The sequence below is a fragment of the Rhodobacteraceae bacterium M382 genome (assembly GCA_025141015.1).
In the GTDB taxonomy this organism is placed as follows: Bacteria; Pseudomonadota; Alphaproteobacteria; order Rhodobacterales; family Rhodobacteraceae; genus Aliisedimentitalea; species Aliisedimentitalea scapharcae.
Window position 1 is genome coordinate 850,069 of record CP081098.1, and the last position, 13,678, is coordinate 863,746.

The 13,678-nt window shown below is 58.0% G+C and carries 16 protein-coding genes; 5 read left to right on the plus strand and 11 right to left on the minus strand.

The genetic code is table 11. The annotated features are described in order from the left end of the window. Positions 1–40: 40 nt before the first annotated feature. The 9 genes from K3727_03745 to secG form a co-directional block, all read right to left on the minus strand. Complete coding sequence (locus K3727_03745) at positions 41–748, minus strand: transporter substrate-binding domain-containing protein (protein ID UWQ91926.1); 708 nt, start codon at positions 746–748, stop codon at positions 41–43. Between the two features lie 41 nt (positions 749–789). After that, entirely contained in the window at positions 790–1,563 is a 774-nt protein-coding gene (locus tag K3727_03750) for an amino acid ABC transporter ATP-binding protein (protein UWQ91927.1), read from the minus strand. A 208-nt stretch (positions 1,564–1,771) separates the two neighbouring features. Beyond that, positions 1,772–2,593 carry an SDR family oxidoreductase gene (locus K3727_03755; GenBank protein UWQ91928.1) on the minus strand — a complete coding sequence of 274 codons (822 nt, stop codon included), beginning with the start codon at positions 2,591–2,593 and terminating at the stop codon, positions 1,772–1,774. A gap of 1 nt (position 2,594) precedes the next feature. Continuing rightward, complete coding sequence (locus K3727_03760) at positions 2,595–3,335, minus strand: PhnD/SsuA/transferrin family substrate-binding protein (protein ID UWQ91929.1); 741 nt, start codon at positions 3,333–3,335, stop codon at positions 2,595–2,597. Next, positions 3,332–3,772, minus strand: coding sequence for a TerB family tellurite resistance protein (locus K3727_03765; protein ID UWQ91930.1), 441 nt, complete (start codon positions 3,770–3,772; stop codon positions 3,332–3,334). Before K3727_03765 ends, K3727_03760 begins: the two co-directional genes overlap by 4 nt. 72 nt (positions 3,773–3,844) lie before the next feature. Continuing rightward, on the minus strand, positions 3,845–4,300 hold the full coding sequence (locus K3727_03770; GenBank protein ID UWQ91931.1) for a TerB family tellurite resistance protein: 456 nt from the start codon (positions 4,298–4,300) through the stop codon (positions 3,845–3,847). A 42-nt stretch (positions 4,301–4,342) separates the two neighbouring features. Next, positions 4,343–4,636, minus strand: coding sequence for a DUF1330 domain-containing protein (locus K3727_03775; protein UWQ91932.1), 294 nt, complete (start codon positions 4,634–4,636; stop codon positions 4,343–4,345). 487 nt (positions 4,637–5,123) lie between these two features. Further along, positions 5,124–6,767 (minus strand): CTP synthase, encoded by a 1,644-nt coding sequence (locus K3727_03780; protein UWQ91933.1) that lies wholly within the window; start codon positions 6,765–6,767, stop codon positions 5,124–5,126. A 188-nt stretch (positions 6,768–6,955) separates the two neighbouring features. After that, positions 6,956–7,324 carry a preprotein translocase subunit SecG gene (secG, locus tag K3727_03785; protein ID UWQ91934.1) on the minus strand — a complete coding sequence of 123 codons (369 nt, stop codon included), beginning with the start codon at positions 7,322–7,324 and terminating at the stop codon, positions 6,956–6,958. A gap of 208 nt (positions 7,325–7,532) precedes the next feature. On the opposite strand from secG, the gene nthA reads away from it, so the two are divergent. Genes nthA through K3727_03800 form a run of 3 tightly spaced genes read left to right on the plus strand, consistent with a single transcriptional unit; the run spans position 7,533 to position 9,156 of the window. Then, entirely contained in the window at positions 7,533–8,156 is a 624-nt protein-coding gene (gene nthA, locus K3727_03790) for a nitrile hydratase subunit alpha (protein ID UWQ91935.1), read from the plus strand. Then, a complete protein-coding gene (gene nthB, locus K3727_03795; protein ID UWQ91936.1) occupies positions 8,153–8,827 on the plus strand; it encodes a nitrile hydratase subunit beta in 675 nt (224 codons plus the stop codon). The genes nthA and nthB overlap by 4 nt, the downstream gene beginning before the upstream one ends. Beyond that, the gene (locus K3727_03800) at positions 8,827–9,156 is read left to right on the plus strand and encodes a nitrile hydratase accessory protein (GenBank protein ID UWQ91937.1); all 330 of its coding nucleotides are present in this window, start codon (positions 8,827–8,829) and stop codon (positions 9,154–9,156) included. The genes nthB and K3727_03800 overlap by 1 nt, the downstream gene beginning before the upstream one ends. 4 nt (positions 9,157–9,160) lie before the next feature. Here K3727_03800 and K3727_03805 read toward each other — a convergent pair whose 3' ends face one another. Beyond that, positions 9,161–9,556 (minus strand): hypothetical protein, encoded by a 396-nt coding sequence (locus tag K3727_03805; protein UWQ93261.1) that lies wholly within the window; start codon positions 9,554–9,556, stop codon positions 9,161–9,163. Positions 9,557–9,718: 162 nt separating this feature from the next. On the opposite strand from K3727_03805, the gene K3727_03810 reads away from it, so the two are divergent. Together K3727_03810 and K3727_03815 are read left to right on the plus strand one after the other, a co-directional pair. Further along, positions 9,719–11,014 carry an adenylosuccinate synthase gene (locus tag K3727_03810; GenBank protein UWQ91938.1) on the plus strand — a complete coding sequence of 432 codons (1,296 nt, stop codon included), beginning with the start codon at positions 9,719–9,721 and terminating at the stop codon, positions 11,012–11,014. Next, positions 11,014–11,253, plus strand: a complete 240-nt coding sequence (locus K3727_03815; GenBank protein UWQ91939.1) for a DUF2842 domain-containing protein — start codon at positions 11,014–11,016, stop codon at positions 11,251–11,253. Before K3727_03810 ends, K3727_03815 begins: the two co-directional genes overlap by 1 nt. Positions 11,254–11,403: 150 nt before the next feature. Here the strand turns inward: K3727_03815 and K3727_03820 are convergent, their stop codons facing one another. Further along, positions 11,404–13,608: a chemotaxis protein CheA gene (locus tag K3727_03820; protein ID UWQ91940.1), complete on the minus strand. Its 2,205-nt coding sequence runs from the start codon at positions 13,606–13,608 to the stop codon at positions 11,404–11,406. Between the last annotated feature and the right edge of the window lie 70 nt (positions 13,609–13,678).

The following is a 13,678-nucleotide window of genomic DNA, read 5'->3' on the forward strand; positions in this document are numbered from 1 at the left end:
GCATAGGCCGCGGACCCGAATGATCCCGTCAGGGGTCAGATTACCACTGGGAGGAAACTTCCCATTTGGCGATCATGGTGTTCAGAGTGCCGTCGTCTTTCATCGACTGGATGGCAGTGTCGAATTTGCCACGCAGTTCGCCGTCGGATTCACGCAGGCCCATGCCAACGCCGCCGCCGATCTGTTCCTTGCGTTCCAGCATCACCAGACCGTCGCCAACAACCGTGTCGAGAAAGCTTTGGTCAGCCAGAACCGCATCGGCTTCGCCGTTGCGCACGGCGGCCACAGTTTCTTCGGGGGTGGCGAATTCCACCAGCGTCCAGCCCTGTTCAGCAACAAAGGCGGCCTGGATGGTGTTGGCCTGGGCGGTCACAACGCCACCTGCCAGGTCCACATCAGCAGACAGGGCCACATAGGCGGATGGGTCCGGCGGGGTGTAAGGCTGAGTAAAGTCGATGACTTCGTCACGTTCGTCGGTGATCGACATGCCAGCGATGATCGTGTCGTAGTTGCCCGACACCAGATTCGGAATGATCGAATCCCAGTCGTTTTTGACCCATTCACAGGTCAGGCCGGCGCGTTTGCACAGCTCGTCGCCCAGTTCACGCTCGAAGCCGTCAATTTCGCCGGCGTCATTGACAAAGTTCCAAGGGGCATAGGCACCTTCGGTCCCCATGCGCACGGTGTCGGCCATGGCCATCCCCGCGCTCAGCGCCAAGGCTGCGGTGCCCAGGATCAGTTTTTTCATGTTTATACTCCCATTTTTTTGGTTTGGTTGATTGTGAGGTGTCAGTGCCGGGTGGCCGACAGGAACCCCTGCAGCCGTTCGGACGTGGTGTTGTCAAAGACCTCGGCGGGTGTGCCTTCTTCTTCGATCAGGCCCTGATGCAGGAACACGACATGGTCAGACACATCTGCAGCCAGTTTCATGTCATGGGTTACGATCAACATGGTCCGGCCCTCAGCAGCCAGATCTTTGATCACTTTGACCACTTCCTGTTCCAATTCCGGGTCCAGCGCTGACGTCGGTTCGTCGAACAGCAATGCTTCGGGCTCCATGCACAGAGCACGGGCAATGGCGGCCCGCTGTTGTTGGCCGCCTGAAAGTTGGGCGGGGTAGACATCGCATTTGTCTCCGATGCCGACCTTTTCCAGATAGGCACGCGCGGATTTCTCCGCCTCGGCCTTGTCGCGGCCCAGCACGGTCACCGGAGCCTCCATCACATTTTGCAGGATGGTCATATGAGCCCACAGGTTGAACTGCTGAAAGACCATCGACAAATTGGTGCGAATGCGCAGGACCTGTTTGGGATCCGCCGGACGCCTGTTCAATGCCGTGCCTTTCCAGGTGATCGGTTCGCCTTTGAACAGAATATCCCCTTGTTGGCTGTCTTCCAACAGGTTGCAGCAGCGCAGCAGGGTGGATTTCCCAGACCCTGAGGATCCGATCAGCGACACGACATCGCCCCTATGTGCGGTGATATCTACACCCTTGATGACCTCGAGGTCGCCATAGGCCTTGTGCAGGCCGCGAATTTCCAGAACAGGTGTTGTATCAGACAAGGGCAGTTTCACTTGTTTGTTTTGATTTTGCGCACCTATTGGACCCAATTTTCGGATCAATGCAATGTGCAATACGGTTGACCCTAGGTGAATTTCGCCAGATTGGCAGGTCAAACCGACAAAACGGAAGTTTATCGAACATTGAGCAGGGGCACCGTGGCTGGATCAGCGAATTGGGCGTCTCCAGACAGCCGCCGCGACATGATGGTTACGCGCTGGATTGCCCCTTGGCACCATGGCGCGAAAGCATGTCGTGTGATGGGTAATCAATGGTCATCATGCCCCCGTCCACCGTCAGCACCTGCCCGGTGACAAAGCTGGCATCAGTGCTGGCCAAAAACGCGACAACCCCCGCGATTTCGGCGGGGCTTCCCATGCGGTTTAGCAGCGAAGGCGGCTGGCTGTCGCCGCCGGTGGTCTCGCGGGCCATTTCAGGCGAAGTGGCGATCCATCCCGGACTAATGGCATTGACGCGCACTCCCATAGGGGCGGCTTCGGCGGCGAATGAGCGGGTCAGCCCTTCGACCCCGGCCTTGACTGCGCCATACAGGCCCCAGTTTCCGTGATGTGTCCCAGTCGAAGAGATGTTGATCACCGAAGCCCCGGACGATTTTGCCAGATAGGGCAAGGCATGTGCAGTCATCAGATAGGTGCTGTCCAGATTGGCACCACGGTAAAATTCCCAGCGTTCAGCCGGAGGTGTTTCGGGCGTGACCGGGCTGCGCAGCAACCCGCAGCCTGCATTGTTGACCAGAACATCCAGGGATCCGAAATCGTCCTGAATTCGGGAAATTGCGGCCGTAATTTCTGCTTCGATACGCAGATCAACCTGATAAAAACGGGCCACTGCACCCAGGTCCGCGATCTCCTGCACCGCTATGCGACCTTTGTCCGGATCACGACCAATCAGCGCAAGCTGGGCACCTTCGCTGGCAAAGCGTTTGGCAATCCCCAATCCGATCCCGCCATTTCCGCCGGTCACAACAACCGTCCTGTTGAAAAATCGCTGCGGTGCAGATGCGGGTGTCATATTATTGTTCTGGTGCTGGTGGGGTTGGCACAGCCAGATACGTTTCTGCCGGAATTGACACGATACCACGCAGGTGCAGCGTGTCGCGGTCTTCGGGGCTCAGATCGGCAATGGCTCCTTTGATCGCGTCGAAAACTTTTGGAGTTTCGCGCCCCAAAGCCGTGATGAAAGGCAAGGTTGGTGTTGGTGTCGTCCGTTCCAATTCGATCAGGTCAGCGGCGAAATCATCATATTTACGCAACAGTTCCCAGGTCAGCCCGTCCAGCGCAGCAAAATCGGCGCGTCGTTCAAAAACCGCCTGCGCCGAATTGCGGTGTCCGCCTGTGACGACAAGGCTGCCGGGTGCAATACCCAGATCCATCATGTGGGTCTTGGGGGCGGCCCACCCCGATTGTGACACTGCTTCGTTATAGGCGAACCGAGAGCCGTCAAAATCGGACAGGGTTTTGCCAAGATCCGACTTATGCGCGACAAAAACGCTGCAGTAATGCCCCGGGGGGCAACCAGGCAGCCCGTAGTCAGGTGTGCCGACCAGTTGCACCTGCCCATGCAGACGGGTGCGATAGGGCATGCCGCAGGTCTGGGACAACAACAGATCCGGAGAGTGCCAGACCTCCCAGAAATCCACATCCCTGGTCAATGCTGCTGGACCAGCGCCCAGATGGGCCTGAATGGCGGACCAGAACCGGTCGTTTGCAGCAGCGGTTTCCGGGCGGTCATACATCCCAAGGTGTGCGATCATTGTTGTGTCTCTATGCGTTTGCGCGCGCGGGCGCTGTCGACATCGCTGATTCCCAGCAGATTGGTTGCAAGACGCAGCAAAGCGTCCTCGGCGGCGTCCCTTTCACCGTCGGCCAGTGCGACCTGCCACATGGCTTCGACCACACCGGTGCGGTCCTCATAGGGCACGGCTTCCTTGATTGCGCGTGTAAAACGCACCGTGTCAGGGGCTTCGGCTTCCAATGCCTCGGCCTCTTCGCGCAGCAATGCAGCACCGCCGATATCGAGCTCAAAGCGCGCGATCAGAATCCGGTCGATCCGGTCCTGTTCGACTGCGGCATAATTGTGATCGGAACGCGCAATCCGCACCAACAATGCAGAGAGAGCAAGACGGGCATCTGAATCCGCCATTGGCGCCGGATTCGGTTGCAGCAGTCGGGACAGAAAATCAGCTATCATGGCGCGAATACTAACGCCTTCTTTGCGCCCGCCAAGGGTGAAATTTCTTTTTCTTTTTCCCGTTTCTGGTCGTTAACCGTCGGTGTTTTGATCTTTGTTCAGGGCGCGTGCGCGTGCTGCTTGGCTGTCGGCATAACTCAGCCCCATGGCCTTGCGCGCGTCTTCGACTATGCGCAGCTCGCCTTGGCGTTCTTGATCATCGGCCAGCACAACTTCCCACAGGGCATCCAGCGCGGCCAGCCGCTCTTCCAAATCGGTGGTTTCGCGGATCAACTTGCCGAATGTATCGGTTTCTGGCGCGGCGGCGTGCAGCTTTTCGCACGTCGCGCGGACTTTGGCCGCTTCGATCGCGTTGTGCTGGTACAGTCGCGCCAGAATACGGTCGATCAGGCTGATTTCTTCGACCTGGTATTCGCGATCTGACTGGGCAACCCGCACCAGCAATGCACCCAGCGCCAATTCAGCGTCCGGGTCGGGTAGAAAAGCGGGTTTGTCGGGCCGGAAGGCCTGAAAGAACTTTTTCAGCATACGGCAATTCTACCCCATATTTTGCGGTTGTCCAAGTGTGAACTACCCGTCATAGCCTTCAATGATTTCCATATCCCCTGTCGACACCGGGTCACGCAATGCCTTTGCATCTTGGTAAGAGACGCTGTCATAGCAGGCTTTGGCCGTCGGAAAATCAGCAAACTCGATGACAACGGTTCTGCTGCGCATCTGCCCTTCACGGATTTCCTTGGCTCCACCACGGACCAGGAACCGGGCGCCGTATTCGGCAAAAGGCGCTGCATTGGCCGCGATATAGGCCCTGTAGCGCTCCATATCATCCACATCCACATGTGCGACCCAATACCCTTTTGCCATGCTCAACGCTCCTCGATTTTGTGTATCGTGCCGTGGTTCCAGCGAACTTTCCAGTGCAAAATCATCAAAGAATTCCGCTGTTTTCAGGATGCGGTTTCTAATGGAGAGAGCGACATTCCAGAGCTGCGCATTGCGTTGTCGCCCAGGTGTCGTGGGCAACCCAGCCGATCGAATTTTCCAATGTGCCGGACAATGGCACCGAAATTACCAGATTGCGCGACAGCAGTTGTTCCAAATGATCGGAGTCATCGAGAGTAACCTGGGCTGTGCGAGCAAATCGCCCGTGATCACAGGCAGGCCAAAGCCCGACGGTGAAACCGCTTTCGACGTCGGTTTTTGGGATGTCGAAGTGGCCGGTGCAGTTCCTGGCTTGCAGATGTTTGAGCTCTGCTGAGTAAAGCCATGGCTGGCAGATCTCGTTGCGTCTGGTGTCGAAAGGTATCGAAACCAGACGCTTTAATTTGATCTGTATTGGCCCGATCTGGTCTCAGACCAGCCGCGAAGTATCCTTGGCCGCGCGCACGAAATCGGCAAACAGCGGATGGGGTTCAAACGGTTTGGACTTCAGCTCTGGGTGAAACTGAACGCCAATGAACCACGGATGATCGGCCCATTCCACGATTTCGGGCAGCCGCCCGTCAGGGGACATGCCCGAGAATTTCAACCCGTGTTCTTCCAGCTGTTCACGGTATTTGATGTCGACCTCATAGCGGTGGCGATGGCGTTCTTCGATCTGCGTGCCGCCATAGACCCGCGCCACATTGGAGCCCTCCTGAAGCGTCGCATCGTAGGCACCCAAACGCATAGTGCCGCCCTTGTCATCGCCGACCTTGCGCTCGACCCTGTGATTTCCCTGCACCCATTCCTTGAGATGGTAGACAACGGGTTCAAAGCGCTTCTTGCCTGCCTCGTGGTCGAATTCTTCAGAGCCGGCGGTCTTCATGCCTGCCACATTGCGCGCCGCTTCGATGACTGCCATTTGCATGCCCAGACAGATGCCCAGATAGGGGACTTTGTGTTCTCGAGCATATTGCGCGGCCTTGATCTTGCCTTCGGTGCCGCGTTCGCCAAAGCCGCCGGGGACCAGGATGGCGTGGAAGCCCTGCAGATATGGGGTGGCGTCTTCGCTGTCGAACAGCTCGGCATCAACCCACTCGATCTTGACCTTGACCCGGTTGGCCATGCCGCCGTGGGTCAGGGCCTCGGCAATCGACTTATACGCGTCCTCCAACTGGGTATATTTACCGACGATGGCGACTTTGACTTCGCCTTCGGGGTTATAGATCCGGTCGGCGACATCTTCCCAGCGGGCCAGATTCGGTTTCGGGGCAGGGGTGATGCCAAAGGCATCCAGAACCGCCTGATCCATGCCTTCGCGGTGATAGGCCAGCGGGGCTTCGTAGATCGACTTCAGATCCTGCGCGGCAATCACGCTTTCGGCGCGTACATTGCAGAACAGTGCCAGCTTTTCACGCTCTTTCTGCGGAATTGGCCCTTCCGAGCGGCAGACCAGAATATCAGGTGCCAGGCCGATGGACCGCAGTTCCTTGACCGAATGCTGGGTTGGTTTGGTTTTCAGCTCACCCGATGCCTTGATCCAGGGCAGCAGGGTCAGGTGCATGAAAATACACTGGCCGCGCGGTTTGTCCTGGCTGAATTGGCGGATCGCCTCAAAGAAGGGCAGACCTTCGATATCGCCAACGGTACCGCCGATTTCGCACAGCATGAAATCAACTTCATCTTCGCCGATCGAGATGAAATCCTTGATCTCGTTTGTCACATGCGGAATGACTTGGATGGTTTTTCCTAGGTAATCGCCGCGGCGTTCCTTTTCCAGAACGTTCGAATAGATCCGTCCCGAACTGACCGAGTCGGTCTTGCGGGCGGCGACACCAGTGAACCGTTCATAGTGGCCCAGATCCAGGTCGGTTTCGGCACCATCATCGGTGACAAAAACTTCGCCATGTTCAAAAGGCGACATGGTGCCGGGATCAACGTTCAAATACGGATCCAGCTTGCGCAGGCGGACGGAAAAGCCACGCGCCTGCAACAGCGCGCCAAGTGCGGCAGAAGCCAATCCTTTGCCCAAGGATGAGACCACACCACCAGTAATAAATATGAAACGCGCCATGGTTGTTCGGCTGCCCCCGTGAACGTTCGGTTATTGTGTACGTTTTGCGTCTGCCCAAACGGTTTGGGAATCACCCAAAAAACCGCAGCATCACGGGACTTCACTCTTATAGGAAATGCGCAATCAGCGCAAGGGAACCGCAAGATGCTGTTGCGGTTCCTTACCAATACTCAAACTGTTGTGTAACTTTAGTCGGCTTTTGGCACCAATGGCGCGTTGTCACCTTCGGCGGGTGGCAACAGGCTGTCGCCGGACGGAACCGCAGGTGTACCGGTATCTGTGCTTTCGACCGGTGCCGGAACGCCAAGTCTGTCGATGACCGAGGATCCAGCCGATTTCTGCGCCGCGATGATGGTCAAGGTGATTGACGTCACGATGAAAGCAGCTGCCAGGACCCAAGTGATCTTGCCCAATGCTGTCGCTGCGGCGCGACCGGTCATGGCGCCACCGCCGCCGCCGCCCATACCCAGGCCTCCGCCTTCGGACCGCTGCATCAGAACGACGGCGATCAGGCCAAGGGCCAAGAGAAGGTGGATGATGAGAACGACGTTTTCCATGGGACCTGCGGCTTTAAGCTGTCTGACGCGCGGTATGTAGGCAAGTTTGTCCGCCGGGGCAAGGGATGACTTTGGCGGATGCGCTAACTTGGTTGGAAACCGTATCGGCGAGGGCGTGGCGCTTTTTGCGACTTTCTTCGCGAGGACGTGACGCAGGGCTGGGTCATTGAGGCTGGACAAGGCCCCGGACAGGGGGCAGCATCCCGCCATGCCACATGATCTCCATGACCACCCGCACGCCCTGTTGCCGCCTGACCCTGCATTGCGGGTCAAGGCGCTGGAAACGATTCTAACCCGTAAAAAGCTGATCGATCCGGCGGCGTTGGATGAAATCATCGACACATATCAGAATCGTATTGGTCCCCAGAATGGTGCCCGGGTGGTGGCCAAGGCGTGGAGTGATCCGGGATTTCATGCCGCCTTGATGCAGGATGCGACCGCTGTTGTGGCCGAGCTGGGATACTTTGGGCGGCAAGGCGAACATATGGTGGCAGTGCAGAATACGCACGCGCGCCACAATATGGTCGTGTGTACCTTGTGCAGCTGCTATCCATGGCCATTGCTGGGCATTCCGCCAGGGTGGTACAAGTCCGACGCTTACCGTGCCCGTGTTGTGCGCGAGCCGCGCAAGGTTCTGGCCGAATTCGGCGTGACCTTACCCAAGGAAACAGCCGTTCGAGTTTGGGATTCCACGGCCGAGGTCCGTTACTTGGTGATCCCGATGCGCCCCGCAGGAACAGACGGGATGGATGAGGCGGAACTGGCTCAGCTGGTGACCCGCGATTCGATGATCGGCACCGGCTTGGCCCTGACACCAGGGGAAACACCATGAGCCGTGTGCACGATATGGGCGGGCGGTTCGGTGACGGGGCAATCCAACCGGAACCACAGGGCATTCCACAGCTGGGTGATTGGCAGGCGCGGGCTCTTGCGCTGACATTGGCCAGCGGATCGTTGGGCAAATGGAACATTGATGTGTCGCGCCACGCGCGGGAATGCCTGTCGCCCAAGGATTACGCGCGGTTTTCCTATTTCGAGAAATGGATCGCTGGGTTGGCGGATCTGCTGGTACAAACTGGGGTTCTGACACTCGAGGATTTGCAAGGCCGGGACGGTGATCCACCGCATCCATTGGCCCATAAAGTGTTGAAGCCTGAAGCCGTCTCCGGTGTTTTGGCCAAAGGTGGCCCTGCGGACCGGCCCAGCGATGTACCGGTGCAATTTGCGCCGGGTGATATGGTCATGACCCGCCATCCTGGTGGGAATGCACTGGTCTCGGGCGGGCACACCCGTTTGCCTGCCTATGCAATCGGCGCCCGCGGGCAGATTGTTCAGTTGCATGGCACTCATGTTTTGCCTGACAGCAATGCCCATGGCTTGGGCGAAGCACCCGAGCCGATTTATGCGGTGGCTTTCGCCGCATCCCAGCTGTGGGCTAATCCCGAGCACCCGGGGGATGAAGTCGTGCTGGACCTGTGGCAATCTTATCTGGAGCCCGCATAATGGCCTGCCCTGACATCTCGGCCCCCGAGCCCGTCTTTGCCGAACCTTGGCATGCACAGGTGTTTGCGCTGACCGTGCATCTGAACGAATCCGGATGTTTTGAGTGGCGTGAATGGGTGGAGCGGTTTTCAGCAACGCTGAAACGGCACGGCCTGTCGCGCGAACTGGATGGGGGAGAGGATTATTTCAACGCCTGGCTGGAGACGCTGGAGGGCTATCTGAGCGAACGGGGCGATGCGACGCCAAGTGAAGTGTCGCAGGTGCGGGGGGATTGGGAGCAGGCCTATTTGCAGACCCCTCATGGTGATCCGGTGCGGCTGGCCGAGTGACGTCCTATTCGTCCACGTCGTCCATGTCGGCCTGCCCCGACAGCGCACGACGGACGTGACTCCAGCTGAGGCCAATGCCCAGCACGACTGACAGCGCCAAAATACCCAGCCAGACATTCATTGTCGGATTGTCCAGCTGCAAAAGCCCCAAGTCATACAGCACCCATAACAGGGCGGCGACGACAGACAGAACCAGAAACATGCCGAATCCCCCAATCGACCGGATCGTGGCGCGCAGGTAGATGATATAACCGATGGTCAGAAGCAAACCGGTCAGAACTGCGATAGACAGACGGGATTCGTAATTGTCCATCGACCAACGGACATAGTTCCATTGGGTCGGGTTATAGGTCAGCGCCAACAGCGCAAACGCGAACATCCACCTGAAAAACAGCCCGATCATTCCAATAACCCATCGTTTTTTTGCTCAGAATCGCGCATTCACGGGCCTGTGTCCAGTCCTTGGGTGTCCGGATCGGGGTGTGCGTCGAAATTACGGTTCCCTCGCGGGTGTGGCGTCGTTATACGGAGGCCGGTTTGAACCAGCATCAAAGGACCGGATATGGCCAATGTCGTCGTGGTCGGCGCCCAATGGGGTGACGAAGGTAAAGGCAAAATCGTGGATTGGCTCAGCGAACGCGCTGACGTCATCGCCCGATTCCAGGGCGGGCATAATGCCGGTCATACGCTGGTGATCGACGGCAACGTCTACAAGCTGCACGCGCTGCCCTCGGGTGTGGTGCGGGGCGGCAAGTTGTCGGTGATCGGCAACGGTGTGGTGCTGGACCCCTGGCATCTGATGAAAGAGATTGAAACCGTGCGTGCCCAAGGTGTCGAGATCAGCCCCGAAACGCTGATGATTGCCGAAAACACGCCGCTTATTTTGCCAATCCATGGTGAGCTGGATCGCGCCCGCGAAGAGGCTGCAAGCGCTGGTACCAAAATCGGTACCACCGGTCGTGGCATTGGTCCTTGTTATGAGGACAAAGTTGGCCGCCGCGCAATCCGCGTTATGGACCTGGCTGACGAAAGCACCCTGATTGCCCGCGTTGATCGTGCGCTGCAGCACCACGATCCGCTGCGCAAAGGGTTGGGGTTTGATCCGGTTGACCGGGACGCACTGATCGCGCAACTCAAAGAAATTGCACCACAAATTCTACCGTTCTGTGCTCCGGTCTGGAAGGTTCTGAACGAGAAACGCAAATCCGGCAAGCGGATCCTGTTCGAGGGTGCCCAGGGCGCGTTGCTGGATATCGATTTTGGGACCTATCCGTTTGTGACGTCGTCCAACGTGATCGCCGGGCAGGCGGCAACGGGTGTCGGCATCGGTCCGAATTCGATCGATTTTGTGCTGGGCATCGTCAAGGCATATACCACCCGCGTCGGCGAAGGCCCGTTTCCGACCGAGCTGGAAGACGCAGATGGTCAGCGTCTGGGTGAACGTGGGCATGAATTCGGCACCACCACCGGGCGCAAGCGCCGTTGCGGCTGGTTCGATGCGGCGTTGTTGCGCCAGACCTGTGCAACGTCGGGCGTCAGTGGCATTGCCCTGACCAAGCTGGACGTTCTGGACGGGTTTGAAACCCTGAAAGTCTGTGTTGGATATGATCTGGACGGAGAGCGTCTGGATTATCTGCCGACCGCTGCGGATCAGCAGGCCCGCTGTACTCCGATCTACGAAGAACTGCCGGGGTGGAGCGAATCGACCGAGGGCGCGCGCAGCTGGGCGGATCTGCCCGCCAATGCGATCAAATACGTTCGCCGCGTCGAAGAGTTGATTGATTGCCCCGTCGCAATGGTTTCCACCAGCCCGGAGCGGGAAGACACCATTCTGGTGACTGACCCGTTTGCCGACTGATGGCGCAGGATGAAAAAGGCCTGAGCTACAAAGCCCGGCGGCGTTGGTCATTGGTGATCCTGCTGGTTGGTTTGCCGATCTATATCGTGTTGGCCATCAGCGTGGTGGGGTGGTTGGACCGCCCCCCGATTCTGGTCGAATTGGTGGTTTATGTGGTCCTGGGCCTGCTGTGGGCTCTGCCGTTCAAATTTGTTTTTCGTGGCGTCGGCAAAGAAAATCCAGGCACCGACGCGGAATAGACAAATCGCTGTTGCAGCATGACATGGAAAGGGAGCGGTTTTTTGACGGCTCCCTTTTTTGTCGTGCGGCATCGGTTTGCGGTTGTTTCGAAGAGAATAAAAAACGGCCCCAAAGTGGGGCCGTTGGAACAATCCAATGGGTGAGGGCGCTTAGCCAGCCGCGCGGCTGTCGGGCCGATAGCCAATATCACCGGACGCCGTGAAGCGCCCGCTTCCGGCTTTTTCGATCTTGCCGTCGCGCAGCAATTGGCCAAACGAACGCAGACCGTCTTCGCGATTGAATTCGGTGGTGGCCTCCATTTGACGCACCTTGTTCATCAGCTGGGGGCGCGAAAACTGCTCAAGCCCTTCCACAAAGCTGAGATAGGCGGCCGCAGCTTCCAGAAGTTCGGGCAGTTCGACGGCCCCCCTTTCGGCGGCATAGGCAGTGAAACTGCTGCCGTTCGAACCGGAAGCAGCGTTAACCTGTTCCAGATGAGAACCACGAATGCGACGGGGGCGGATTGGGCCGCGTGCTTCGGCTGGGGTGTCGATCCGTTGCTCGGCGACCAGCTTGAGCGGCGCGGCGCGTTCTTGCGTGCTGGGACGTTCGGCACGCTCCTTGCGGCTTGCAGGTGATACGGGACGACGGGGGCGCACCACATTTGCCAGGTCGGTACGGTACGGTTCATCGTCTGTGTGCGATCCGACAGTACCACCGGCAGCGCGTTCTGCCTCGGCGGCGGCAACAGCTGCGCGCAGTTGGTTGAACGTGTCACGGTTGGTCGAGGCTTCAGGATCTTCCAGCTTTTGGTCCGCCGCCTCCATCAACCGCGAGACGTCTGTTTCCGGGGTATCTGCGGCCGCTGCCGTGCGTGGTTCCTCTGGGGTGTCTTGGGTGGCATCGTCAAACGCTGCATCCTCACCCAGAATCAACAGATCTGATTCAGCATGTTCTGCAGGATCGGGCTCTTCAGCCTCATCGTTTTCAACCGTCAATTCGGCCTCAACAGCAGCCAATTCACGCAGCAGATCAGCTTCTTCTTCCTCCGACAGCGATGTCTCGGCCATGGCAGCCTGTTGTTCGGCAACGCCGTCGTCCTCGGGGTCGTCTACCTGTTCGAGCGTACCCGAGGCCATTGCGGCCTCGATATCTCTGCGTTTGATCTTGTGAATGCGCGGGAGAGCCGTTTTAGGGGCAGGTTCGGCATCCGAGGCTTCCATAATGTTGGTCAGGTCTTCATCCAGGGCGGCTTCTGCGTCGTCTCCCAGATCGTCGAACAGGCTCTCATCCTCACCATCCTGCGGGTCGGACTGTTCCAGGTTGGTATCTACGTCGATATCCAGATCAGTCTCTTTGTCCAGTTGATCCAGGAATGCGGAAATGTCGGCATCATCTGCCAAAGTGTCCCTATGATCTTGTGTTTCTGCAGGATCAGCCTGAACGGTCGGCGCGTCCTGGGCGGCAATCATGTCCTGATCTGGGGACTCAATCTCTTCGTCCAGCGCCTGGGCAATATCCTGAGCGGCGGTTGCGACAAACGAATCGGCATGTTCGTCTTCCGAATATTCGGCGTCGTCCACGGGCGCAGACTTTCGCGAAACAACGTCCCGAATGCGTTGCAGTTTTGCAGCAATACTGTCTGCAGCGGGAACCGTGTCTTGCGTATTTTTCTGTATGACGGGATCCACATCGCGTTCCGAAACATCCAGTGCTTCGAATTCGATTGGTGTGTCGACCGGTGTATCAACCGCAACCAGGACCGTTTCGTCTTCAATTTCGGGTGCGTCGTCGGCTGGGTCTTGCGTGGTCTGTTCCACCACCGCGTCCATCTGGTCGTCAGAATCTGGTTGTTCGGCCAGATCTACGGCCTGCGCCGCCTCGGCGATGCTGTCGTTCTGATCAGCCTCTGTTGCCTCAGCCTGTTCCGCCTGTTCCGCCTGTTTGGCACTTTCGGCCATGGCAGGCTCAATGGACTCTGGCACTTCGGATTCGGGCGTCGCGGCTACGGGGGGCTGTTCCGCAGGCGGTTGCGCAGCCGGAGCCGGGGCAGCCGGGGGTGTTGCCGCTTCCGAAACAGGAGGGGATTGTACAGCAGGTTGCGATACAGCCAAAGCAGGCTCCGAAGCCCGCAGGACAATGCCACTGTCACCCTGACGGGCTTCGACTTGGCGTGAAATCTCGCGCTGGGCAATCCGGGCCAACATGTCAGCATCCGGTTGAGGGGGTTCGGCGCCGAAGTAACGATCATCCGACGCCAGATCGCGGAAGTACTCGGCAATCGCCTTCATCGTGTCAAAGGAGTCGTCGAATCCCTCAAGCGTACACGAAAACGTGCCGTAGGATACTGTCAGTACCTTGTTGTTCTGTACCATCGGTTGCTCGCCTCTTACCATTTATTGCCACTGATCTAATAGGAACAGAGAGACAATTTCGGTCCGAATC

Excerpts from the sequence above, each read along its gene's own strand:
- K3727_03745 (UWQ91926.1), bottom strand. The coding sequence starts at position 748 with ATGAAAAAACTGATCCTGGGCACCGCAGCCTTGGCGCTGAGCGCGGGG.
- K3727_03755 (UWQ91928.1), bottom strand. The coding sequence starts at position 2,593 with ATGACACCCGCATCTGCACCGCAGCGATTTTTCAACAGGACGGTTGTT.
- K3727_03760 (UWQ91929.1), bottom strand. The coding sequence starts at position 3,335 with ATGATCGCACACCTTGGGATGTATGACCGCCCGGAAACCGCTGCTGCA.
- K3727_03765 (UWQ91930.1), bottom strand. The coding sequence starts at position 3,772 with ATGATAGCTGATTTTCTGTCCCGACTGCTGCAACCGAATCCGGCGCCA.
- K3727_03770 (UWQ91931.1), bottom strand. The coding sequence starts at position 4,300 with ATGCTGAAAAAGTTCTTTCAGGCCTTCCGGCCCGACAAACCCGCTTTT.
- K3727_03775 (UWQ91932.1), bottom strand. The coding sequence starts at position 4,636 with ATGGCAAAAGGGTATTGGGTCGCACATGTGGATGTGGATGATATGGAG.
- K3727_03780 (UWQ91933.1), bottom strand. The coding sequence starts at position 6,767 with ATGGCGCGTTTCATATTTATTACTGGTGGTGTGGTCTCATCCTTGGGC.
- secG (UWQ91934.1), bottom strand. The coding sequence starts at position 7,324 with ATGGAAAACGTCGTTCTCATCATCCACCTTCTCTTGGCCCTTGGCCTG.
- nthA (UWQ91935.1), top strand. The coding sequence starts at position 7,533 with ATGCCACATGATCTCCATGACCACCCGCACGCCCTGTTGCCGCCTGAC.
- nthB (UWQ91936.1), top strand. The coding sequence starts at position 8,153 with ATGAGCCGTGTGCACGATATGGGCGGGCGGTTCGGTGACGGGGCAATC.
- K3727_03800 (UWQ91937.1), top strand. The coding sequence starts at position 8,827 with ATGGCCTGCCCTGACATCTCGGCCCCCGAGCCCGTCTTTGCCGAACCT.
- K3727_03810 (UWQ91938.1), top strand. The coding sequence starts at position 9,719 with ATGGCCAATGTCGTCGTGGTCGGCGCCCAATGGGGTGACGAAGGTAAA.
- K3727_03815 (UWQ91939.1), top strand. The coding sequence starts at position 11,014 with ATGGCGCAGGATGAAAAAGGCCTGAGCTACAAAGCCCGGCGGCGTTGG.
- K3727_03820 (UWQ91940.1), bottom strand. The coding sequence starts at position 13,608 with ATGGTACAGAACAACAAGGTACTGACAGTATCCTACGGCACGTTTTCG.